Origin of the sequence: Legionella brunensis, assembly GCF_001467025.1 — a bacterium.
GTDB classification, from domain to species: Bacteria; Pseudomonadota; Gammaproteobacteria; order Legionellales; family Legionellaceae; genus Tatlockia; species Tatlockia brunensis.
The window spans coordinates 56,525-79,155 of record NZ_LNXV01000033.1; the positions used below are offsets into that span (position 1 = coordinate 56,525).

Sequence of the window (22,631 nt, forward strand, 5' to 3'; positions counted from 1 at the left end):
AACTCTTAGTAGCAAATCGCTTCATTTGCAGTAAAAAATAGATAATAATTTCAAAAGCCTTTGAAGGCTAAAGCCAAAGTAACTTTAACCTTCAAGGAAAGGATTACTGACTGCTGGTGCTGGTAGCAGGCGTTGCGGTGGGTAATAAATATTTTTTGGCGAAGTCAGTACCAATGCATTCCCCAATTTTATGTCCCCAAGTATTCGCGCTATCCGAATTAAGAGTTGTTGGCAGATTGGAATATAATTCATTTTGGCATTTTTCAAAGCTTGCCGGAATTAAGTTAACGCATTTTGTATTATCAATACTACGATCTTCAAGTTTTTTCTTAAGAGATGGATCACCGAAGAATCCCTGACAAATCATGGCTGGAGCAAGTGTTTTGAGTTGAGCTAGCCATTGATCTCTAGAGATATCTGTAGATTGACTATCTGAACTGGTAGCTGGGGTACTTGAACTTATAGGTGAGCTTGGGCTTGTCGATGGAGTACTTGGGCTTGTCGATGGAGTACTTGGGCTTGTCGATGGAGTACTTGGGCTCGTAGATGATGGAGTACTTGAACTTGTCGTTTGATCACTAGAGCTGGATGTACTAGCTTGAGGATTGCTCACAAGATATTTAGTTGCAAAATCAGTACCGATACATTCGCCAATGGTGTGTCCCCATTTTGCCGCACTATCTTTATTCATGGTCGCTGGTAAACCAGAGTAGTATTGGGTTTGACATTTATCAAAACTCGCAGGAATCAAAGAAATACATTTGTCATTGTCTATTTTTAATTCTTCCATGCGTTTTTTTAAGGATGCGTCTTCAAAAAAGCCCTGACAGATAACACTAGGGGCAACAGCTTTTAACTTGCCTAGCCAGTCATCTTTGGTCATTTCTGTGGGAGCTGCAGCGGCTAGACCTTGTAGAGGCAATATTATTATTCCAAGGCCTACTAAGAATTCTAATTTTGATTTTGTTAACATTTTGTTTATTCCCTTAATCATCATGTACCTTTACAAGAATAGACAAAAAACTTCATTTTTACTAAATATAAATTTGAGAACCCCAAAGATTTACGTTTTATTGATTTAAAATTACTCAAAATGGAATTCAGATATCTTTCTTCACCTTGATTAAGTCGTATAATTATTGATTAAAAGTAAGATTAAACTGAGTGAGTTTCTTGGAAATTAATGATTAACACGATTTCGATATCAAACATGCAAAAATTAGCACGCGAATTTTACGATAGAGATACAGTTACTGTAGCCAAAGATCTTCTTGGCAAATATTTGATTCATCATATCGATGGTCTTGCGCGTATAGGTAGAATTGTTGAAGTTGAGGCTTATTTAGGAGAACACGATCTTGCGGCTCATTCATCAAAGGGAATAACGCAACGGACACAAATCATGTTTGGTCCTCCTGGATATGCTTATGTTTATTTAATTTATGGGATTCATCACTGTGTTAATGTAGTTACGGAAAAAAAGGGTAATGGTTCGGCTGTCCTTTTGCGAGCTATCGAACCCATCCTCAATATTGGGGAGCGTACCCAAGGTCCAGGGTTATTATGTAGAGCAATGCAAATTGATAAACAATTAAACGGCCATGATTTGCTAAGCGATAATTTTTATATAGCCAAGTCTTTTGATGAACCGCGCATTACTATTTTAAAAAAAACGCGAATTGGAGTAGCGTATGCTAAACATTGGTCGAAAAGATTGCTGAGATTTTATATAAAAGACAATGAGTTTGTTTCAAAATTATAAATGTATCGGAAAATCAATTAATTTGGAAACGCTTTTTAAGGTAATTTTATTTCCCAAAGGTAGATGTGCAATAATTATTCAAAATCATCTATATTTATTTATACAGTAAAAATATAAAAATCAAAGAATGGGATTTTTAATTAAACTCCAGGGATAGGAGTATAGTTATGAAGTCGACACCTATGATCCAACAAGAAAGTTTTTTACTTTTACTTCAAAGCTCAACTAAAGCTATTCCATTCAATATTTTTCTATCGGCTATTATCTGGGGATATTTGCTATATCGTGGAGCACCAATTAATACAGCAACATATTGGTTTTTAGCAATTACAGTATTAAGTATTACGCGCTTGCTCTATAGTTGGCAATGTATAACAAAAAAAAAATACATTTCCTCAAGGAATACAACTATTTATCTCTATACATTTATTTGTCTCACTTTTTTCATGGGTGGACTTTGGGGATTATGTTATATCTTTTTTTATTCTTACTTTTCTGAAATGCATCATAATGTGATTACTTTGGTTCTTGGAGGAATGGCGTCAGGTGGTTTGGCATCTCTATCTATTTACCTGCCTGCTTACTATGCCTACTTACTACCTATGTTTTTGCCATTGATTATCTACAATGTTTCTTTTTTAGATCTTGATAAAAGTATATTAGCAGTCATGTTTATTTTATTTGTGATTATGCTAATGATTACAGCCAAGGTTCCTTCGCAATTACTTCATGAAACCATTATTCTTGGAAAAGAAAAAGACAAGTTAATTGATAAGCTTAACAAAGCAAATAATGCAAAAGATGCTGCTATAGACGAGATTAATCGCATTTCCATTACAGATTCTTTAACAGGACTTTATAATCGTAGATATTTTGATAAACGCTTATCTGAAGAATTAAGGCGAGCGAAAAGAATTAATCATGATTTTAATTTAATTTTAATTGATGTAGACAATTTCAAATCGATTAATGACAATTTTGGCCATCCTTATGGTGATATTTTTTTAAAAAAATTGGCGATGGCACTAGAAAAAACCACCGTTAGAGCTAATGATGCAACATTTAGAATTGGTGGTGATGAGTTCGCTGCTATTATAGTTAATAGTTCACTCAAAGAGACAATTTCACTTTGTGAAAGAATACAAGCTCGATTCAAAAGGTATACTACTGAGCAAAGTTCTTTAAGTATAGGAGTTGTATCTGTTCCTCCTATACCCTCAGATGTGGAAAAAGTAATTTCAGCCGCAGACAAGATGTTATACCTGGCGAAAAAGTCTGGAAAAAATAAAATACATTCAGAGAAATATAATGGGTAGGATCTTATCCTGTAGATGGCTTAATCTTGTATCTTCTAAATAGAGGAAATATTCTCAACTTTTATGAAAAATATGACTTAAGAGGTGCCTCCTCTAATAAATTCGTAATGGAGCCATTCTCATGAATTTGCCTGATTGCTTTTGCAAATAAAGGGGAGCTATCGAGAGTGACCATGTTTTTCAAAAGGTTTTTCTGTAAATGATAAGACGTGACACTGTTGGTAATGATGATTTTTTCTAGGTGAGATTGGACAAGCGTTTTATTGGCTTCCTCTGCAAAAATACCATGAGTGGCGCAAACAATAATGCGTTTAATTCCTTTTTTATGCAAAGTTTCGGCTGCAAGACTAATTGTGCTCCCAGTACTAATAATATCGTCAACAATAATGACTACTCCATCTTTAATTTCCCCAACAATTTCATGACTACTAGATACTCCTTCCGTATTTCTTTTTTTATCTAAAAATGCCTTACTAATATCTCTATTGAGAAGTACTGAAAGTGTTTCTCTAAATTGTTCAGCACGTTTAATGCCTCCATCATCTGGGGAGATAACGGTGATCTCTTCATTTTTTACGAGATTTGCGATGTAGGGAGCGAACAAGACTCGTCCTTCCAAATGATCTGTAGGAATGCGAAAAGCATTCTGGAATGCCGCAAGGTTATGAACGTCTAAGGTAAGAATTTTATCAGTGCCAATAGCTTCAAACAATTGAGCGATATATCTTAAAGTGAGGGGGTCTCTTGGCTGAGTTTTGCTATCTTTTCGGGCATAAGCAAAATAGGGTATCACTGCAGTGATTTGTTTAGCAGAGGCATCCTTTAAGGCACCAATAAAAAATAAAAGTCGGCATAGTTTATCATTGACGCTCTCTTTAGCATCGCTAAATAAGGATTGAACTAAAAAAACGTCTTGCCCTCTTACATTCTCAAGAGAGCGAACCTTATGCTCACCATCCTCAAATTCTTTTTCTTCATGAAGTGAAGGTTGTCCAAGCTGTAGGTGAGACGCTATTTTCTGCCCCCAATCCAGGGATGCATTCAGTGCAAAAAGCTTAATTCCCATATTAAACTCCTCACTTCAAAACATGATAAATTTTGTTTGCTAACTTATTAGTGGCGGCCACAAAATTGGTTTTAACAAGCGTTTCACCTTGACCATAAATAATTTGCTCCCCTGATGCAAGAAGGACTTTCCCACCGGCTTCCTGTAGAATAATTTCAGGGCCACAGAGATCCCACAAATGACAGCGACCAGAGAAGTTAAAATAAAGATCAGCCTCACCTTTAGCAATTTTCCCTAATTTAAGTCCTAGAGAACCGTATTTTAAGGTGTGGGAAATTCCTAATTGGTTGGCTACCTCCTGTGCCTTAGAACTCCAATGACTGCGGGATTGTATCAAAATGGTTTGTGTCAAATCAGAAATAGCTCTCACTTGTAAGTTCAATGTTTCTTTCGAACTGGAATAAAATGCACCTTTACCTTGCGTTGCATAATAAAGCTCATTCGTGTCAGCCTGATAAACGACCCCTAAACAAGGCTTCCCGTTAATGGCAAGGCCTAGCATAATTGACCATTCATTACTGCCCGCGATAAAATCGTTTGTGCCATCAATAGGGTCAATAAACCATATACGCTTTGCATTGCTGTCTTCGGGGGGGATAGGTTCTTCCTCAGAAATAATCAGATCATTAGGAAAAGCTTGCGCAATTTCTTTCAAGAGTAATTGACTAGCTGCTTTATCAGCGTCAGTAACTAGTCCTAAATGCCTCCCTTTGTCATAGACTTTATACCCTTTGACGCGAATGGTTTGTACCAATGAGCCTGCTTGCTGGCTTAGATTGATAGCTAGCTCTAATTCTCTATCTAAAGAAACGTTTTCTAATGTCACATGATCCTGTTGCTCACTCATGTCCTTGTATCCCCAAAATTTTCGGGCATTATTAGTATAGTGTCATATAATCATTCATACCTAAGAAGAGTCTAATTCTAACTATGCCTGCCTTCAATTCAATTAACGAAAGCCAATTTTAAGGAAGCACATTATTTGGCTATTTTTTACTTCCCCGAATCACTGCAGTATCGATTGCTGTGTCTAGGTGATGCATTTATCATAGTTCGATTATTTTATGTGACTTTGAATATTAAATGTCCTTCTTTATAGACCTTGGTCAAAGCCACGGGGATTCGTAAAAATGACTAAAGTTGAGATTAAACTATTTAAAATTATTAGCGCCCAGCTTGTAATTTATCTTTTTTCTCCGCAGATATTAGATAAATACCCTTAAAAAAGACTCTGATATGATTCATCTCTATTTGCGTTTTTATGAAGAGCTAAATGATTTTCTTCCTATCGAGAGGCGTAAAAAATGCTTTATGCATAGTATTCGCTCTAAAGCTGCCATTAAAGATGTTATTGAATCTCTAGGAGTACCTCATACTGAGATCGAGTTGATTTTGGTGAATCAGCAATCAGTCGATTTGACCTACCAAGTTCAAGATGGTGATCGAATTTCTGTCTATCCCATGTTTGAAGCGTTCGATGTTACCGAACTTGTTCGTATCAGACCGCAACCCTTAAGAGAAACGCGTTTTATTCTTGATGTGCATCTTGGGAAGCTCGCAAAATATTTACGCTTATTAGGTTTTGATACGATGTATAGCAAAGAAACTTCAGATGCTCATATCGCGCAGCAAAGCAAGATTGAAAAAAGAATTGTATTAACTCGAGATATAGGATTGCTTAAACATAAAAAAGTTACTCATGGCTATTGGATAAGAAATCAAAATTCAGTTAAACAAACTCAGGAAATATTAAACCGATTTGATTTGTATACGCAGTGCAAACCCTTTTCCAGATGTATGGAATGTAATGGATTGCTAAGTGCTATTACAAAAGAGGAAATTATTGCAACTCTTCTGCCATTAACTCAACAGTATTATCAAAACTTTATGTGCTGTAATAGCTGTCACAGAATTTATTGGCAGGGAAGTCATTACCAAAAATTAAAAAGTCTAATATCACTATTTCTGTCTGAAACGAAAGATTAGAAATTAAAGGGAAATCCTGACAAAATAAGTCTCATTTTTAAGAAAATTTATTCAACCCAGGGAATATCAATTGTCTCGCAGTGAACGCCTTTTTGAGTTAATCCAGATTTTGCGTCGCCATCGTTACCCAATTAGTGGTGCTAAACTTGCAGCTGAGCTTGGTATAAGCTTGCGTACTCTTTACCGAGATATTGCGAGTCTGCAAGCTCAGGGAGCCCAAATTGATGGCGAGCCAGGAGTGGGTTATCTATTGCGCCCTGGATTTATGTTGCCGCCACTGATGTTTTCGGAGGAGGAGATAGAAGCTTTAGTACTTGGTTTTCGCTGGGTGGCTAAGAGAACCGATATTAAATTGAGCTCTGCTGCCCATAATGCATTAACTAAGATTACAGCGGTTTTACCCAATGATCTTCGTCATCAAGCTGATACTACAACGCTATTAATTGCTCCCAGCCCGATTGTAGCTGATAGAGATAGTGAGCTTGCTCTCATTCGTCGGGTAATTCGAGTCGAACACAAACTTCGAATGACTTATTTTGATCAGCAAGATAATGAAACTGAACGCATAATTTGGCCTTTCGCACTGGGGTTTTTTGAGTCTGTGCGTATTATTATTGCCTGGTGTGAATTAAGACACGAATTTCGCTATTTTAGAGTGGATAGGGTAAGAAAACTAATTGAGGTAGCTGAACGCTATCCTGAGCGAAAGCAAAAGTTATTGAAAAAATGGCAGGAAAGGGAAGGAATTAAATCTGAAAATTAACAATCAACTAAGATCTATGAGGCTTGATCTTGATAAGACTATCTCATAGCATCAGTGGCGATATTATCTTAAGAGATTTGAATGACAGAAAAGCGGTTAGCAAAAGATACCATGCATCTACGTCGAGCTAAAGTTTCCGAATTATCAAAAATTAATGCTTTCATTAGAGCTTCCAAGGCTGTCTGGGATTACTCTGAATCTTTTTTAGACCAATTCATGGAAAGGTGGGGGTTACAAGAAATTTACTTCGATAAAAATGAAGTAATTTTATTGGAAGATGAGAACAGTCTTTTAGGTCTCTATGCTTTTCGAGTGAATGAAGAAAGTTTGCCTGAGTTAGATTGTTTTTTTATCAATTCTAATAAAATTAAACAAGGCATTGGCAAAATAATGTGGAAGTATGCTATCCAGTATGCTCAGAATAAGAATTGGGAGAAATTCCAACTGATTGCTGATCCCCATGCTGAATCCTTTTATAAGCATATGGGGGCTAAGACAATTCAGAGTTTTGAGTCATTCCCTGGAAGATTTGTCCCAATAATGAGTGTTGACATCAATTTTCTAATCATAGAAAGACCAGCAACAGAGCAGGATATTAGCTTGCTAAATAAACTAATTACTACTTCCAGAAAACATATTGGTTATAGCGCTGAAAATAATGAGTTTTTCGTGAAAAATTTTGGGTTAACTGAAGATTATTTACGAAACCATGTTACATGGGTGTATGAGAAAAATGCACAAATCATTGCTGTTTGGGGGCTTTCTTTTGGTGATAAAGCTCATCTGGACTATTTTTTTATTACTCCTGATATGATTGGTCAAGGATTAGGGCGAAAAATGTGGCATAGAGTGTGTGGTGTTGTCGACAATAAAAACGCATCAAGCTTTGAATTTATTTCCAATCCTTATGCCATATCATTTTACATTCATATGGGAGCAGAAGTTATAGCTGACTATGGAGAGACAGAACAGGGAATGAGGGTAATGCGTTATCGATTCGGTCAAGATAGCCGTAGGTAGGTAAATTTCACCTGGCAAGGAGGGTATTGTGAAAATAGTTAGGTTTACGTTCAACGTGCAAATCAACGAAGAATACTGATCAATTTTAGTCACTATAAGGATATTTATTAATGAGAGATTTTTTCTCGGGGATACGTTATTTTTTGCTAGGGTTTAAGAATTTGAATATTAAGGGTTTAAGAGCTTTTGTAGTTCTACCACTTATATTCAATCTTTTTATTTATGGGGGAATTGCTTATGTTGGCTACCATTATTTATCCCCCTTAACTCATTACTATGTGAGCAAGCTTCCTTCTTGGCTTAGTTTCCTTAGTAGCTTATTTATCGTGCTCTTTTTTTTTATATTCATTCTTTTTTTCTTAACCACTTTTTCCATTGTTGCTAATATTTGCGCGGCACCATTTAATGGTTTATTGGCTGAAAGAGCGCAAATATTATTAAAAAAGGAGCCCATTCCTGAGCGAGGATTTGGGCAGGTACTTATACAAACTCTGAAACGCCAATGGCAATTTATAAAATATTATGTACCTCGCTTGGTATTGATGTGCATATTGTTTTTTATACCAATACTTCATCCTCTGTTGGCGTTTCTATGGTTTTTATTTAATGCTTGGATGTTGAGTATGCAATATCAGGATTTTGTCATGGATAACAACTTAGTTGATTTCAAAACTATGAGAAACATGATGAAGGATAGGAAATCTTTATCATTAGGATTTGGCATAAGCATAAGCCTTTTTAGTTTTATTCCCTTTGTTAATTTTTTGATTATGCCTGCTGCAGTGGTTGGTGGTGTATTTCTCTTTTATGACTATCCTCAAAAGAAATTCTAGAATTAGACAGAATTCTAAAATTAGAATATACTATAAATATAGTTTTTAGAAAAGAGAACTATCGTGAAAACTTCTACACAAGTGTCTTTAACAGTTCCAAATGAAGTTGCATGGAAAGCTCTGAAGAATCTGGTCGAACGGTTTAATTTTACCAAAGATGAGGCGCTTATATTGATGGGAGATATGCCAGTATCTTCTTATTATAAAGGGATAAAAAAATTAGATGGCAATTTAACCAGAGATGAGAAAGAGCGAATTTCTCTCTTATTAGGTATTTATAAAGATTTGCGTATCCTATTTGTTGATAGTAACCAAGCAATGTCTTGGATAAACAGAGAAAATTCATTGCCTCCGTTTAATGGAATAACGCCACGAAGCTATATGATGGAAGGAAGCCTTATGAGATTGGCTGAAGTGCGACGATTTCTGGATTTTTGGAGAGGATATTAAGAAAGGAATGTTTAACTATATTGATTTTAAAGATAAAACTCATCGACTTATTCCATCACGCTATCCGCCTGTTACTTTATTTGATTGGGCGGAGTCTCAGGAGGAACTTGAGCAAATAGCCCATCTTGAGGGGCTGACCAATGATCGATTAACCAATGATTACGGTCATATTTCGCTTGTGGCTAAAGAGGACTGGGTTGGCGGCTCTGGTTCTACACCGCTAATGGCAGCTTTTACTCATTTTGGGATTTCACGGTTTAGTGATGGTACTTCTTATGGGGTTTATTATGCTGGCGATTCGGTTAGAACAGCGATAGCAGAAACTAAATTCCATCGTGAGCGTTTTTTAGCTGCATCAAAAGAAGCCCCTTGTATTGTGCAAATGCGTGAATATGTAGCTTATGTGACTAAAAATTTGGTCAACTTATGCAATAGCATCTATAAAGATTATCTGAGTCCGAATGTTAATTCTTATGCTAAAAGTCAGGAGTTAGGGCGCGAGATAAAACGTCAAAATGAATGGGGATTAGTTTATCCTAGTGTAAGAAGTGAATTTCCAGATGCTAGATGCCTGGCGATTTTTAGACCGCCTGCACTAACATTGCCCCTGCAAGCAGGGCATTACGATTATATCTGGGATGGTGATGTAATTTCAGAGGTAAGAAAATCAATCAAATATTAAGTTTTGCTGACAGTTTATCTCTCTAGCTGGTGCATATACGCCGTGCAGATTAATTGTTAATCTTCATTTCATAACTTCATGTTTTGATTATAATTTTTTTTATGAAAATACAAGGTTTTCCTCTTCTTTTACAGTGTAAAAGAAGAAAATGACTGATTAACTGCTAAACTTATAAATAGGGTCTTAGTTTTACGGAGGATTATTTTTGTCAAGGTAGACGCTATTTAGTTTGTCTATCTACCAGCGTAATCAATTTGAGATAATAACTGGAGATATGACGATGAAAACGATCATATTAGGTATTTGTTCTTTTTTCCTATTAATTTTTAGCCTTCCTTCATTGGCAGATAAAGTTGTGATTTCAGGTGCTCCTGTTGTACTAGAACAACGTGGTGAGCTTTTTTATGCTCCTGAAACTTATACTACATCGACGACATATCATTATGTCACTGTGGGTGGTGTAAACAAAGTATGTTATGCCGAAGCACAACCATCTCTCGCTTCATTAAATACACAAGTTATTGATGTAGAGCTTGGAGGCAAAAAAATTCAATGGACTTGCTATCCTTATGATGAAACTTATTTCACTGTAAGTCCTTAATTATGAAATAGCGGAGAGTTTCTCCGCTATTTGTTTATGTACCTTTCAAATTTATTTCCACAGCAAATTTATTGAAGAATTGCAAAATTTAACTACTCCATTGATTAAAAAATAAGTATAGTTACTGCAGTTAGGACAACGTTATTGATTTCGTAGCATTTAATCATGGAGAATAAAAATGCCATTTAATATACCAGCCTTAAATGTATTAATCGAAACATCCCAAAAATTAGAGTCCGCTTATAAAGAAGAACGTTTATCCATGGATAAAAATCGCTTTTTAGCTTCTTTGAGAAGTTATACCGATAACCACCTTAGAATAGACGACATCAGTTTTATCACCGCTTTTGCAGGAAATATTGAAAAAAATCAAGGTAATTATGAATTTCTAAGAGGAGCGTTTGCAAAAACAAAAGAACCTTCTAATGAAAATATAGATGAATTTGTACGAAAAGCGTTAGCAGGAGCCTATTTATTTCATTTGAGTAAAATAAATGACGGGTATATGTCTGAGAAGTCAGTGAAAGGGCGCTCTGCTTTAGCTAAATTGATTTGTAATCTATTTGGAGTAGAGAGATTTAGTGAAATCCCTAAGAAGGAGCAGCAGGCCTGCCTACAAGATTTTCAATGTTATATTAGGTTTGTGACTAATAAGAGTGGTTTAAGGATTAAATGGCATGAATCAAAAACAAATAGAGCGTTATTTCGAGAAATTGAAGAGGAGATGGCTTTATTAGGAGTGCAATCAGTCAGTCAAAAGGTGGGGGTTCCTTAATAACTCGTCTAATGTCATAAAAATTAGCTAAATCCCCCTATTTATTAATGTGCTCTTGAATTAAACAAGCTATTCTTAATAAGTGGGGTACTCCAAATTGGAGGAGGCATAGGATGGCTACCTTAGTCGGAACTCAAATGAAATTTGAGGATGCGCTCTATGAATTATGTGAATTAGACTATGATGTGGTTGAAGCGTATGAAACTGCTATTAATCGTATCGATAATGAAACCTATAAAAATAGACTTACTCAATTTAAAATTGACCATGAGATCTACATCAAAGACATTACCAATCTCCTTAAACGACATAAGGCTCCTATTCCAGAAGGACCAAGTGCCAAACAATTGCTAGTAGAGGGTAAAGTTATTTTTGCCAATCTTTTTGGTGATGAAGCTATCCTTCGTGCCATACTTGCCAACGAAATTGATATCAATACTGCCTTTGAACGCTTAAGTTTTCATGAAACGAAATGGAAAGATGCTTCTGATATTTTAGCAAGAGGGTTAGATGGGGAAAAAAAGCATAGGCATTGGTTTGAAGCAATGTTGGAGACACCCTATTAATTTTTATATGTGAGCATTATTTTTTAGCATAAATGGCTATGGATAATAAAACTAACCCCATGCCTAAGCTTTGTAATGCCGTTAATTGTTCTCCTAGAATAATCCAGGCAAGTAGAACAGTTGCTATTGGCATTATCGCTGTCGATAGTGAGGCCATAACTCCATCTACTGACTGACAGCCAAAATACCAAAACACATAAAATAGACCGGAACTTAGTCCTAAAATCAACATAATCAACCATGTGTTTATATCCAGACTCGAAGTATTGAGATAGGAGTAAACTCCTACGGGAAGTAAGAGTAGGGCATTAATACCATTCATCAGCACTGAGGTAATAAATACAGGTAAGCGGTTTGGATGGACTTTACACAATACATAGTAAGCCGCTTCAGGTAAAAGCGACAAAAGAATAATGAAATCGCCTAAAAATGAATGCGCTGTGTGGGTGCCACGTAATTTTTCGTAAGCAATGATGATCAATCCTATAGTGGCAAACAATATACAAAAACTTTGTTTACCTGCAATTTTTTCCTTAAGAACAAGCCAAGACATAAGGGCAATAATTGCTGGTAGCGAGCTTGTAATGATTCCAGCAACATTGGCATCGGTATAATGCAATCCTAAAAGCATAAGGCAATTGAAAAACACCCCTGCAGAGAGCGCTTGTGCAAAAATAAAAAGCCAATCACGATGGGTAAGTTTTGAGAAATAATGACTTAATGGAAATTTTTTTGCTGGACTTAGCCAATGTAAGGGTAATAATGTCAGCGTTGCTAAAGTGAAGCGCATAGTCAATAAAAAAAATATGGACATAGTGGCAAGCAAAATTTTAGAAGAAACAATGTTAATTCCCACCATGGTTTGGGCAAGGATAAGAAAAATTAATCCGGAAGACCAATTGGATGCTGTTCGATGCATAATGAGACTTGCTCCCGCTTTTATAATTTAATAGTGAACGATGAAGATATTTTATCAAATATCGCTCAGTATCTTGTTACCCGTTAGGCGCATATTTTTTGCCGGTAGGGTCATGTTTCGCCATTGAGATGGCGACATCCCAAAAGATTGGGCAAAGCGTCGACTGAATGCAGGTAGATTCCCATAGCCTACTTTATGAGCAATTTCTTCTATAGATAAATTAATATTGGAAACTAATATTTTTGCATAGGCTAATTTTTTCATCCGCCAATATTCCGCGAGCCCAAGTCCTGTGCTTTGCTTGAAACGACGTTGTAATTGGCTCTTACTTAAATGACAGTACTGGGCTAATTGAGCAATATTAATTGGATTGACAAAATGTTCATCGATCCAGCGTTTTGCAAGAATGACGCAGCGATCGTTAAGGGATACATCTGAAGTCATAAGCTTCATTAGAAGTTGGTAAAGAAGATGATCAGTCAAGAGATCATGATTGTTACTTAAATAACCATGCGCAAAAGCAAGATATTTCTTGATTTCTGTAGGCAAATGTAGAAAAGGTGATAGCTCGCGAGTAAGCTGAGTTGTTTCAGTATCAAGAAGGTCAACGACTAAAAATAAATTATCCTGGCCGCTTGCAAAACAATGTGTTTGGTTGGAGCCAATACAGGCTCCTGTAATTTCATCAACTATGCCTCCTTGTCCCTCTATCTCGAGCTCAAGAGAACCTTTGATGGGGAGTACCAATTGCCCAAAATCATGGCTATGACTACAAGTCTCACTGGAGTAGGAGCGTAGAGAAAGAAAACGAGACATAAAGCACTTTTATAATTTATCTTAAGATAAAGACTAATTTTAACACAAACAGAAGCAGATGGGAGGGCTAACAAAATAGAAGTGGTTGAAAATTTTACAAATCGAGCAATGTGATCTATAATTAAAATGTTAGTCGAGGGAGGGTTTGTTTAGACACAAAACCTGCTTTTGACTACTCCACCTTCGGGTGGTTTTTTTGTCCTTTAATATCCCTTCTTGCTCCAGATAAATAATACCTACCGGTGATAATCGTACATTTTTTGAAGCAACTGATAAAAATTAAATTGAAATCAATGAGATGATATGTAATTGTTTAACAGATTGATTGTCTATTGGTTATCAAGGAGTGGATACATGAGTGCGCAGGAGCTATTAAATAATTTGCGGCAGCTTGTCGAATCTTATGATTGGAGCAAAGAAGTCCGCTTAAACTGGCTAAGGGAGTTTGCCAGAACACTTGTTTTTTTCAAAAGTCCCGAATATGCCTTAGAGTTTGATAAATTAAGTAAAGATGAATTTTTAATGCCTAAAGGTATTATCGCAATTACTCGTCTGCTTAATGGCCGATATGAAACGGAAGCCAAAATTGCGGGTATTAAAAAAATTCTTAAAGAGAGGGGGTATGAGGGAGAAATTGAAGGAGGAAGTTGTATAAGAACGCACAACACTCATATTGTTTACGGACTAATGGCGAAAATGATTGCAGGTTATGAACGAGGTGAGGAGTGTTACGCCCCTGTACTGTTTTAATTTAAGGGATTCCAATAAGTAAACTTAAACAAAAGGATTTATTATGTTCTATTATAATTTGGTGGAAATAAAAAGATATACTCGAGACGTTCAAATAGCCTGTGAACGAGCAGGCGTGCCAGCTAAATTTCCTGAGGAAAATTGGCAAGAAAACGCACAGTATATTGAGGACAAGCTTGTAGAACTCAGCGATAATCCTGCTAGAAAAACACTCGAGGCATACGCGCAGGCTATTTATGTTGCAGCCATGTGGCTTAAGAATCAACAGTTTGAGAAGCATGATCAACGATTGATGTTTTTTGTTCGACATATTAAGACTCTTGAACAAAAAGTAGGAAACATTCTTCCTTATGCCGATATTACCCCTCCTACGCGAACATTTTATTCCTCCAAGAGATTTTTTGACTCCTTAAAGCAAGTTATTACTAGCGAAGAGGAGATTCCTTCACCGGCAGCTACTGCATTTTTTGAGAGTGAGCCTTTTAGAAAACTTGAAAGATACAAGGAGGAAACTCTTAAAAATGATCAGCGCAATCATTTCTTTGGGGTTTTGGCGATCAATAAGGAAAAATATGACATTTTGGATGAGTTGATTAAAGTTTTAAAGGCTCAAAAATCATTGGTAGGGATTAAAGCAACTTTTAAGCAGTTTTATGAAGAGTATGATTCTGATGGCAAGAGTACCAGATATGATGTCATTAACATGGGACAGGATATTTTAACTTATATTCTCGGAATATTTGGTCTTAAGAAGACAACAAGTGCTGAATTATTAGATGAGTTAAATAAATTTTCTTCTGAACGCCTTGATGAAGAATCGCCATCACCAAATTTTATTGATAACCTATTGAAATAATGCATATTTTATATGAAACCAAGTTGTTGGTATTAAAAATTCTTACCGATAAAGTATCACGAGTGGAGTGAAAAGTATTATGTGATATAGCCATTGTAATTTAGGTCTGGTATCATATATAATACATTATGATTAAAATTTGACTAGGGTGTTATTATGCATTATGAAATGCAAGATGTTATTAGGTATACCAAAGAAATTCAGAGCACTATTCGGAGCCCGGGATTAGCCGGAGCGCTCCCAGCAAAAAATTGGAAGGAAGCACGAGATAATGCGATTACTCTGCATAACAAACTTTCTACGGAGCCCTCTAAGTATAATTTCGAAGCCTATGCTCAAGCTGTTTGGGCTGCCGCTGCTTTCTTAGATAAGAAAAAAACTAATAGCGAACAAGAACGATTCATTAATCAAAATATTCGTGAACTTAAAAAGGGTGTGCGCTACTTCCTGCCTGAAGCAGAGATAGATTCTCCGCGACCTGTTTATAATCCTGATGAAGAGCATACTGCAGCGGCAACTACCTTTTTAAACAGTGAGGTTTTTCAAAAACTTAAACACTATCAACAACATGTTCTTACAGGGGATCGGCGTTTTCATTTCTTTGGATTGCTTGCAATCAAAGAAAAGCAGCAAATTTTAGGTGATCTCATTAGTAAGCTAGAAGAGCAAAAATCAGTAGAAGGAATTCAAGCGGTTTTTGAAGCATTTTACCATCAACATGATACGACAGAACATAAGTCTGGTTACAGCATTTTAAATACTGGACAGGATATTTTAACTTATGTTCTCGGATTATTTGGTCTTAAAAAGACTACCAGTGCTGAGTTACTAGATAAAGTTCATGAGGTTGCTGAAACACTCAACGAGCCTGAAGTTTCTGCATCCCAAAACGGGCAATGGGAATCCTTTAAAGATGAGGTAGAGGAAGGGCTTAACGACCTTAAACAAGGCTTTAAGAATTTATTTAAATAACGCTCTTTGTAATGCTAATTTGCCTTGCATTGAAATATGCAAGGCAAAGCTGTTTCCTAAAATCCGGCTAAAACAATTTTCCCTCGTGATTGACCACTTTCAAGAAGCTGGTGCGCTTTACGCAAATTAGCTGCATTAATAGTCCCAAAATTTTCATTAAAAGTTGTTTTAATAATCTCTTTATCCACTAAATGTGCTAGTTCGTTTAATATGTTGTGTTGTTTAACCATATCAGCTGTTTTATACATAGAGCGGGTATACATCATTTCCCAATGGATGGAGATGCTTTTAGACTTAAAGAGCCGTATATCTAAATTGCTGGGATCATCAATTAGAGCGAATTTTCCTTGGGGTTTTATGCATTTAAGCAGTTCTGCAACATGCTCATCGGAGTGAGTAAGGCTAATTACATAATCGACTTCATGAATACCAAACATTGATAACTGTTCTTGCATTGGTTTACTATGATCAATAACATGATGAGCACCCTGGTTAAGAATCCAGCGTTTGGATTCTTCTCGAGAAGCTGTTCCTATGATGGTTAATGCAGTAAGTTGTCTTGCTAGTTGAACCAAGATGGAGCCAACTCCTCCTGCAGCACCAGTGATTAAAAGGTTTGATTTTTCACCTGCGGTAATGCAAAGGCGATCAAAAAGTAGCTCCCACGCAGTGATAGACGTCAATGGCAGAGCGGCCGCTTTTTCAAATGATAGACTTTTAGGTTTCAATCCCACAATCCTTTCATCCACCAAATGAAACTCACTATTACATCCAGGACGAGTGATATCCCCAGCATACCAAACCTCATCGCCGGGTTTAAAAAGAGTGACTTGCTCACCTACAGCTTTGACTATTCCTGAAGCATCCCAGCCTAAAACGCGATATTCTCCCGCTGCAGGCATATCTCGTAATCTAACTTTACAATCAACAGGGTTTACGGCAACAGCTTTTACTTCAACTAGTAGATCCCGCCCAGCAGCGACAGGCATAGGGAATTCAATATCCATTAATGAGTCTTTATTTTCAATAGGGAGTGATTTTTGATATCCAATAGCTTTCATATAATGTCCTTAGGCAATACAAAGTCTGGCAATCACTTTTATACCATAGATATAAGAATTTATCTCTTTTCTAAATTTTCATTTAGACGTTTAATAAATTCATTAAATTGCTCTTTTTCTTCTTGGCTAAAATCCGATAAACCCAGTTCATTGAGAGTTTGTGCGCATCGATCAATTTCTTTTTTAGCATTCAGCGCCTTCTGGGTGGGATAAATTAAAAATACACGCCTGTCATTTTCGGCAACCTTACGAGTAATAAAGCCATCACGCTCCATGCGGTCTAAAGTTCTGACAGCAGTAGGTTGCTCAATACCAATGCATTTACACATTTCGGCTTGTGTAAGACCTTCTTGTTTAAAAAGTTCGAGAAGAAAAGAAGTATAAGCATGGGTGATATCATGAGATTTTAATAATTCATTGGCTTTTTTAATCAGTAGTCGATTGGCTTTTTTCAATAAACTTGAAGTTAGCATAGTTGTCTCGTATTTATATGATTTGCTAATATATAGCATACTATGTTATAGTGAGCAATCTATTAGTGCTAGGGAGCAATAATGATGACGCAAACAATGTATCAAGTCGATGCGTTTACAACAAAATTGTTTGGTGGTAATCCTGCAGCGGTTTGCCCTTTAAAAGAATGGCTAAGTGATGAACTCATGCAAGCCATTGCGAGTGAAAATAATTTATCGGAAACTGCCTTCATCGTTAAGGAAGGCGGGTATTATCGTATCCGTTGGTTTACACCTAATTCTGAAGTCGCGCTTTGTGGTCATGCAACTTTGGCAAGTGCCTACGTAATTTTTGAAAAACTTGGCTATGAAGGGGAGAGTTTAACTTTTCAGAGTCTAAGCGGAGAGTTGCGTGTTAGAAAACAAGGTGAACAGTTACAATTGGATTTTCCACTTCTGCCTTATACTGCAATTACTCCTCCACAAGCATTACTGGCAGCTATGAATGTAATGCCTAAAGAAGTTTATGAAAGTACTTTTGACTTGTTATTGATTTTTGATGATGAAAAAGATGTAGAAAAGGCTATATTGGACTTAAATGCAATTAGCCAATTACAAAATAGGGGCGTAATTTTATCTGCTCCGTCAATAAAATTTGATGTCTATTCGCGTTGTTTTTATCCAGGGTGTAATGTGCCTGAGGATCCGGTAACAGGTTCTGCTCATTGTGTGATTGCTCCTTATTGGAGCGAGCGTTTAGGGAAGAAAAAAATTCATGCCTTACAAGGATTAAAGCGTCGAGGCGAATTAATCTGTGAAATCAAAGACGAACGTGTTTTATTAGCAGGAAGCTGTCGTTTATATTTACAAGGAGATATTAATTTAGCTTAAAATACGAGTTCTTTAGAACTCGTATTTTAAGCAGGAATTAGAAGTAGTCTACTTGGGGCAGTTGTTCTTTTTCTTCCAAAGCAGTACAAAAATCTAAAGCGGTATTCATCATTTCCGTGGCACTCAGTTTAATTTGTTGATTAAGCTCAACAAAACCTTTTGAGTAATAGTTAGTAAGGCTGTTACCTAAATTTTTCTCGCAAACAGAGACCTGCAATGAACGACGCATTAAAGGTGTTGAATCAGATTTCTTATTATAAGATTGGATAGTTTCTTTTAAGGCAAGATGTTTTTCTTCAAGTTCGCTTGCATAATCTTGAAGTACTTGAGTTTGTCCTTTATAAGGTAAACCGTAATCAATCGCAACTTCCATATACTCGATAGCTTCTTTGCAATCTGTAACTTGTTCAGTACCGTGTTCACTTGCTTTCATTAGAGAAAGGGAGGCTCGTAGATAAAAACATTTTGCCGCAAATTCATAAAAATCAGTACCAAATTTTCTTGTCGAGATTTGAATATTTTTTTCAATTAAGAAAAGTACAAAATCAAGATTTTCCGCAGCGCTACTAAATTTATAACTTTTAGTTTCATCTTGCAAAAAATTAAGAAGTAACTCTTCAGCTATCTTATACTTATCAAGTAAATAACTATAGTTCGGTTCTATCTCTTTAGTTTTAAAAAAACGATTCTTAAATTTTGTAATTACCCCTGAAATTGGACTTTTTTTGGAGTTATTATTGTTGTTGCTATCATCATTTTCTAAAACATCAAGTTGAGTCGTCTCTGAGTCGGAAAGAGCTTTAAGATTTTGAACGGATTTGGTACGTTTCATAGAATTTTTTCCTAGCATGTCAATGAATACAGGAGAACTCCCTTCATTCACAATAAAAATAAGGTTCTTAATTTATCAGGGTGGACTATATTTGACAAGATGTACAATTTATAAATAACTGTACACCAAGAAGTAAAATGGAAAAAGAACAATGAAAGTGAAATTATACTTTTGACATTTGAAGAATTATTTTTTTCTCATCGAATACCAGATGAGGGCAAGAATAACTACTCCTATGAGAATTAAGCAAAGGGCTAATTTCTCACTAGAACTAAAAAAACCATCAAAAAACTCTTGTTTTTTATTTGGAATGATGAGATCAGCATAACTAAATACCGAATAAAGTGCTAATAGCACCAAGGTAATATATTTGACCAGCACAATAGGGCTCCTACTAAGATGGAAGTAACATTTAACAACATAGAATAAAGTAGCGCTCTTTGAAAGGATTGCCGCATAATTCCATAAATTAAAACAGCTTCGCCTAAAATGACTAAAATCTCTGTAATGAGCCAATCTAGTCCAGGTATATTCAATATTTTTAAACTAGAGTAAAACATTTGGGCTAGGGGATTGGTTAGCAAATTCAAACCAATGATGAAAAATATCCAGTTTATAATGTGATTTTTAGGGATCTTTCTTATTATTAACAGAAGAAAAGCAAGCAATTCGGCAAAAAGAGTAATCCCTAAAGTAATAAATGTATCCATGTTTTCTCTAAGGTAGGTTATGCGACTGCTTATATCTGCAATATTTATAGTATTGGCTTCCATTTTTCCGTTAAGCTCCTATCTGCTTTCACTCAGTTTTTTTGGTGCAGCTCATATATTTTATGAATTGTCTTACATCTATAAGCATCTGGGTTCCAGATTACCACAAGCATTTATTATTATTGTAATGAGCATATTATTTTTCTTGTTACTCATAAAAACTATAGCTATTTTTTTGCCCATTAACTACTTATTAATAATAGAAATTAGTTTCGCTCTGGCTTTAGTTGCGGTAGCACTTTATTTCAAGACACACCCTATCACCCTCCTTGTACTATTGGTGTTTGCTATAGGGATCATTATCAATCCGGTCATTTTGTTTTTATGCCTTGCATTTTTACACAATTTAACTCCTTGGGGATTTCTGTTGGTTGAACAGGCAGCTTCAAAAGCATGGTTAATATTTGTAGTTAGTCCTGTGATTGTTTTCGGATTGTCTTTGGTCATAGTAATTGACCCGGGTTTTTATTCGATAACTCAAGCGAATTCATATCTATCCCATTATCTTGTTCCGCACGGTATCAATACACTGACGATCGCTTTTTTTGCAACAGCGGTCTATCTGCAGCTTATTCACTATTACTATGTGATTAAGGTTTTACCTAAATTTTGTAAGACACCTATTAAAATGAATATAGGTTTTATCAGCCTATTTTTACTTCTAGGAATGGGGTTTTTATATGATTTCCATGAAAGTAAGAAGTTCTATAGTCTCATAGCAATGTTTCATGCTTACCTGGAGATTCCTTTATTACTTTATTTATTACCTCCTCGAAATACAGATCCTCTTCTCAAGAAGATTATTCTTGAGAAGAGAGAATAAACAAACATTAGAATTCTTGTAAAATTTGCACATTTTTTCGGTATAAGCGAAGTCCTAGCAAACTTACAAGACAAGCACCAATGACAGCACAATAAGGAATTAACACCAAGGATGCTTTATAAGATTCTAGCGTATATAGACGAATGCCATCCGTGCTTAATGCGCCAACCCAGGTCGCATCCATAGCTCTTCCTATGATGGTGTGAAAGAAAGAACCCCCTAGCATGTTGATACAGTTCAGAAAAGCTACGGTAACCCCAAGCAATGGGGAGGAAACCAAATCAGCGCCTGCAGCAAAAACGATAACTTGATAGCAGCACATCATTCCTATAGCAAAGAATAAAAATGCCAATCCATACCAGTTATAGGTAGTCGTCGAAAGTAATAATTTAAAGCAAAGTGCCATACCAAGGCCACAAAGGCTAATTACAGTATAGTGACCTAGTTTTTTGCTTAAAAAAGCAAGGATAGGGCCGCCTAACAGCATCCCCATGAAAATAAAGGAAACGAGTTGAGCGGCATTACTTTTATCAAGTCCAAATGCTGTAGTGAGATAGGGAACTCCCCAAACATCAGCAAAACCTTCAAGAGAGGCAACCATTAAAAAATTAGCAGTGGCGAGCACCCATATTGAGGGTAACCGCAAAAGCTCTTTAAAATGTGAAAGCTTGAAATTTTGGCTATCAGTATTGTTCTGTTGGAGGCTTTGTGGAGTGCGCAAGAAAAAATAAGCGCCTAATCCCAGTATGATAGCTATCAATGCTAGAGTGGACGCAACATTTTGCCAGTTGTAATTAGCAACTAGCAAACTGACTGGTTTGCCGCCGTATATTGCACCAAGTAACCCTACTGAAAATGAAAAACCGACCATTCTTGCGTAGTGGGGTTTAGAAAACCATTGTGAGATGACTTTTGATACGGCAAGAAATCCTACTGCTGATCCTGCTCCTACTAAAAATCTGCTTAAACAGGCCAGATACCAATGGTTGGTATAACTAAAAAGAAGTGTAGCAATACCACAGCATAGGGCAAAAATAAAAACGACATATCTTGCACCAAAGCGCTCCAGCATAATTGCCACAGGAATTTGCATTCCTGAGTATCCGTAGTAATAAAGTGCTGCAAGAATCCCAAAATGGCTCGCATCAATAGTAAATTGGGTCATGATTTGATGCATCATTAAGCCTGGCCAAAGACGCAAAATAAATTGAAACGTAAAAAAAGATAGGGGGAAAAACCACATCAAAAGCGGTAGAAAATTAAATTTTGGCTTAAACATAAGCACCTCATTGCTAATTGCTCTCTTGAGTTGTCTCTGAGACACTTCAGGTATTTGAAAAAGAACGGATCTAAAAATTTGGGGTGCAAGAGAGAGAGTCGGCTTTTCAGCCGATAATATGCAGAGAAATAATAGCGATGACGTTAATCTGTTCTGACCACATTGGGTTTAATTAAGTTTATGGATAATAAAAAACTATACAGTATTTTTAATGGATAAAAAAGTCAATATGTAAACACAGAATTTAGTCTTTTCTGAGGTCAACGCGGTAATAGGAAGTAGGAGGCCGGATTATTAAAATCGAGAGTGTTCATCTAACTGTGTCACCTCATTGATTATCTAAGTCTCAGGTTCATACGGTCTTCAAAATAAATATGAAGCTGAGACGCG

At 36.2% G+C, this 22,631-nt stretch carries 26 protein-coding genes; 16 read left to right on the forward strand and 10 right to left on the reverse strand.

Translation table 11 applies throughout. The features are described 5' to 3' along the window. Positions 1 to 103: 103 nt before the first annotated feature. Positions 104 to 973 (reverse strand): hypothetical protein, encoded by an 870-nt coding sequence (locus Lbru_RS16925; RefSeq protein WP_058442289.1) that lies wholly within the window; start codon positions 971 to 973, stop codon positions 104 to 106. A gap of 237 nt (positions 974 to 1,210) precedes the next feature. On the opposite strand from Lbru_RS16925, the gene Lbru_RS11540 reads away from it, so the two are divergent. Both Lbru_RS11540 and Lbru_RS11545 read left to right on the forward strand, forming a co-directional pair. Continuing rightward, the gene (locus Lbru_RS11540; protein ID WP_058442290.1) at positions 1,211 to 1,762 is read left to right on the forward strand and encodes a DNA-3-methyladenine glycosylase; all 552 of its coding nucleotides are present in this window, start codon (positions 1,211 to 1,213) and stop codon (positions 1,760 to 1,762) included. A 182-nt stretch (positions 1,763 to 1,944) separates the two neighbouring features. After that, the gene (locus Lbru_RS11545; RefSeq protein ID WP_065235472.1) at positions 1,945 to 3,078 is read left to right on the forward strand and encodes a GGDEF domain-containing protein; all 1,134 of its coding nucleotides are present in this window, start codon (positions 1,945 to 1,947) and stop codon (positions 3,076 to 3,078) included. 61 nt (positions 3,079 to 3,139) lie between these two features. On the opposite strand, the gene Lbru_RS11550 is transcribed toward Lbru_RS11545, so the two are convergent. Next, the gene (locus Lbru_RS11550) at positions 3,140 to 4,144 is read right to left on the reverse strand and encodes a ribose-phosphate diphosphokinase (RefSeq protein ID WP_058442292.1); all 1,005 of its coding nucleotides are present in this window, start codon (positions 4,142 to 4,144) and stop codon (positions 3,140 to 3,142) included. A 10-nt stretch (positions 4,145 to 4,154) separates the two neighbouring features. Further along, entirely contained in the window at positions 4,155 to 4,991 is an 837-nt protein-coding gene (locus Lbru_RS11555; RefSeq protein WP_058442293.1) for a 3'(2'),5'-bisphosphate nucleotidase CysQ family protein, read from the reverse strand. 389 nt (positions 4,992 to 5,380) lie between these two features. Here Lbru_RS11555 and Lbru_RS11560 point away from each other — a divergent pair, with 389 nt between their 5' ends. The 9 genes from Lbru_RS11560 to Lbru_RS11600 all read left to right on the forward strand — a co-directional run bounded on the left by Lbru_RS11560 (position 5,381) and on the right by Lbru_RS11600 (position 11,820). After that, a complete protein-coding gene (locus Lbru_RS11560; RefSeq protein ID WP_058442294.1) occupies positions 5,381 to 6,130 on the forward strand; it encodes a Mut7-C RNAse domain-containing protein in 750 nt (249 codons plus the stop codon). 70 nt (positions 6,131 to 6,200) lie between these two features. Beyond that, on the forward strand, positions 6,201 to 6,893 hold the full coding sequence (locus Lbru_RS11565) for a helix-turn-helix transcriptional regulator (RefSeq protein WP_058442295.1): 693 nt from the start codon (positions 6,201 to 6,203) through the stop codon (positions 6,891 to 6,893). Positions 6,894 to 6,974: 81 nt separating this feature from the next. Beyond that, on the forward strand, positions 6,975 to 7,913 hold the full coding sequence (locus tag Lbru_RS11570) for a GNAT family N-acetyltransferase (RefSeq protein WP_058442296.1): 939 nt from the start codon (positions 6,975 to 6,977) through the stop codon (positions 7,911 to 7,913). Between the two features lie 110 nt (positions 7,914 to 8,023). Next, positions 8,024 to 8,746, forward strand: a complete 723-nt coding sequence (cysZ, locus tag Lbru_RS11575; RefSeq protein ID WP_058442297.1) for a sulfate transporter CysZ — start codon at positions 8,024 to 8,026, stop codon at positions 8,744 to 8,746. A gap of 63 nt (positions 8,747 to 8,809) precedes the next feature. Continuing rightward, on the forward strand, positions 8,810 to 9,196 hold the full coding sequence (locus tag Lbru_RS11580) for an antitoxin Xre-like helix-turn-helix domain-containing protein (RefSeq protein WP_058442298.1): 387 nt from the start codon (positions 8,810 to 8,812) through the stop codon (positions 9,194 to 9,196). Between the two features lie 7 nt (positions 9,197 to 9,203). After that, positions 9,204 to 9,878 carry an RES family NAD+ phosphorylase gene (locus tag Lbru_RS11585; RefSeq protein ID WP_058442299.1) on the forward strand — a complete coding sequence of 225 codons (675 nt, stop codon included), beginning with the start codon at positions 9,204 to 9,206 and terminating at the stop codon, positions 9,876 to 9,878. Positions 9,879 to 10,158: 280 nt separating this feature from the next. After that, entirely contained in the window at positions 10,159 to 10,479 is a 321-nt protein-coding gene (locus Lbru_RS11590; protein WP_058442300.1) for a hypothetical protein, read from the forward strand. Positions 10,480 to 10,657: 178 nt separating this feature from the next. Then, positions 10,658 to 11,254: a hypothetical protein gene (locus Lbru_RS11595; protein ID WP_058442301.1), complete on the forward strand. Its 597-nt coding sequence runs from the start codon at positions 10,658 to 10,660 to the stop codon at positions 11,252 to 11,254. Positions 11,255 to 11,367: 113 nt separating this feature from the next. After that, complete coding sequence (locus tag Lbru_RS11600; RefSeq protein WP_058442302.1) at positions 11,368 to 11,820, forward strand: hypothetical protein; 453 nt, start codon at positions 11,368 to 11,370, stop codon at positions 11,818 to 11,820. A 16-nt stretch (positions 11,821 to 11,836) separates the two neighbouring features. On the opposite strand, the gene Lbru_RS11605 is transcribed toward Lbru_RS11600, so the two are convergent. Continuing rightward, positions 11,837 to 12,739, reverse strand: a complete 903-nt coding sequence (locus Lbru_RS11605; protein WP_058442303.1) for a DMT family transporter — start codon at positions 12,737 to 12,739, stop codon at positions 11,837 to 11,839. A 54-nt stretch (positions 12,740 to 12,793) separates the two neighbouring features. After that, positions 12,794 to 13,555: a helix-turn-helix domain-containing protein gene (locus Lbru_RS11610; RefSeq protein ID WP_058442304.1), complete on the reverse strand. Its 762-nt coding sequence runs from the start codon at positions 13,553 to 13,555 to the stop codon at positions 12,794 to 12,796. A 354-nt stretch (positions 13,556 to 13,909) separates the two neighbouring features. Here Lbru_RS11610 and Lbru_RS11615 point away from each other — a divergent pair, with 354 nt between their 5' ends. The 3 genes from Lbru_RS11615 (at position 13,910) to Lbru_RS11625 (ending at position 16,133) form a co-directional block, all read left to right on the forward strand. Continuing rightward, positions 13,910 to 14,305: a hypothetical protein gene (locus Lbru_RS11615; RefSeq protein ID WP_058442305.1), complete on the forward strand. Its 396-nt coding sequence runs from the start codon at positions 13,910 to 13,912 to the stop codon at positions 14,303 to 14,305. A 43-nt stretch (positions 14,306 to 14,348) separates the two neighbouring features. Further along, on the forward strand, positions 14,349 to 15,161 hold the full coding sequence (locus tag Lbru_RS11620) for a hypothetical protein (RefSeq protein ID WP_058442306.1): 813 nt from the start codon (positions 14,349 to 14,351) through the stop codon (positions 15,159 to 15,161). A 156-nt stretch (positions 15,162 to 15,317) separates the two neighbouring features. Further along, positions 15,318 to 16,133, forward strand: coding sequence for a hypothetical protein (locus tag Lbru_RS11625; RefSeq protein WP_058442307.1), 816 nt, complete (start codon positions 15,318 to 15,320; stop codon positions 16,131 to 16,133). Between the two features lie 56 nt (positions 16,134 to 16,189). On the opposite strand, the gene Lbru_RS11630 is transcribed toward Lbru_RS11625, so the two are convergent. Then, positions 16,190 to 17,194, reverse strand: coding sequence for a zinc-binding alcohol dehydrogenase family protein (locus Lbru_RS11630; protein WP_058442308.1), 1,005 nt, complete (start codon positions 17,192 to 17,194; stop codon positions 16,190 to 16,192). A gap of 59 nt (positions 17,195 to 17,253) precedes the next feature. Continuing rightward, positions 17,254 to 17,667, reverse strand: coding sequence for a MarR family winged helix-turn-helix transcriptional regulator (locus Lbru_RS11635; protein WP_058442309.1), 414 nt, complete (start codon positions 17,665 to 17,667; stop codon positions 17,254 to 17,256). Between the two features lie 81 nt (positions 17,668 to 17,748). Here Lbru_RS11635 and Lbru_RS11640 point away from each other — a divergent pair, with 81 nt between their 5' ends. After that, positions 17,749 to 18,537 (forward strand): PhzF family phenazine biosynthesis protein, encoded by a 789-nt coding sequence (locus tag Lbru_RS11640; protein ID WP_058442310.1) that lies wholly within the window; start codon positions 17,749 to 17,751, stop codon positions 18,535 to 18,537. A 37-nt stretch (positions 18,538 to 18,574) separates the two neighbouring features. On the opposite strand, the gene Lbru_RS11645 is transcribed toward Lbru_RS11640, so the two are convergent. Continuing rightward, positions 18,575 to 19,387, reverse strand: coding sequence for a hypothetical protein (locus tag Lbru_RS11645; RefSeq protein ID WP_131793583.1), 813 nt, complete (start codon positions 19,385 to 19,387; stop codon positions 18,575 to 18,577). Between the two features lie 329 nt (positions 19,388 to 19,716). Continuing rightward, the gene (locus Lbru_RS11650; RefSeq protein ID WP_058442312.1) at positions 19,717 to 20,079 is read right to left on the reverse strand and encodes a hypothetical protein; all 363 of its coding nucleotides are present in this window, start codon (positions 20,077 to 20,079) and stop codon (positions 19,717 to 19,719) included. Between the two features lie 19 nt (positions 20,080 to 20,098). Here Lbru_RS11650 and Lbru_RS11655 point away from each other — a divergent pair, with 19 nt between their 5' ends. Next, complete coding sequence (locus Lbru_RS11655) at positions 20,099 to 20,962, forward strand: hypothetical protein (protein ID WP_058442313.1); 864 nt, start codon at positions 20,099 to 20,101, stop codon at positions 20,960 to 20,962. A 7-nt stretch (positions 20,963 to 20,969) separates the two neighbouring features. On the opposite strand, the gene Lbru_RS11660 is transcribed toward Lbru_RS11655, so the two are convergent. Then, the gene (locus Lbru_RS11660; protein ID WP_058442314.1) at positions 20,970 to 22,241 is read right to left on the reverse strand and encodes an MFS transporter; all 1,272 of its coding nucleotides are present in this window, start codon (positions 22,239 to 22,241) and stop codon (positions 20,970 to 20,972) included. Positions 22,242 to 22,631: the final 390 nt, after the last annotated feature.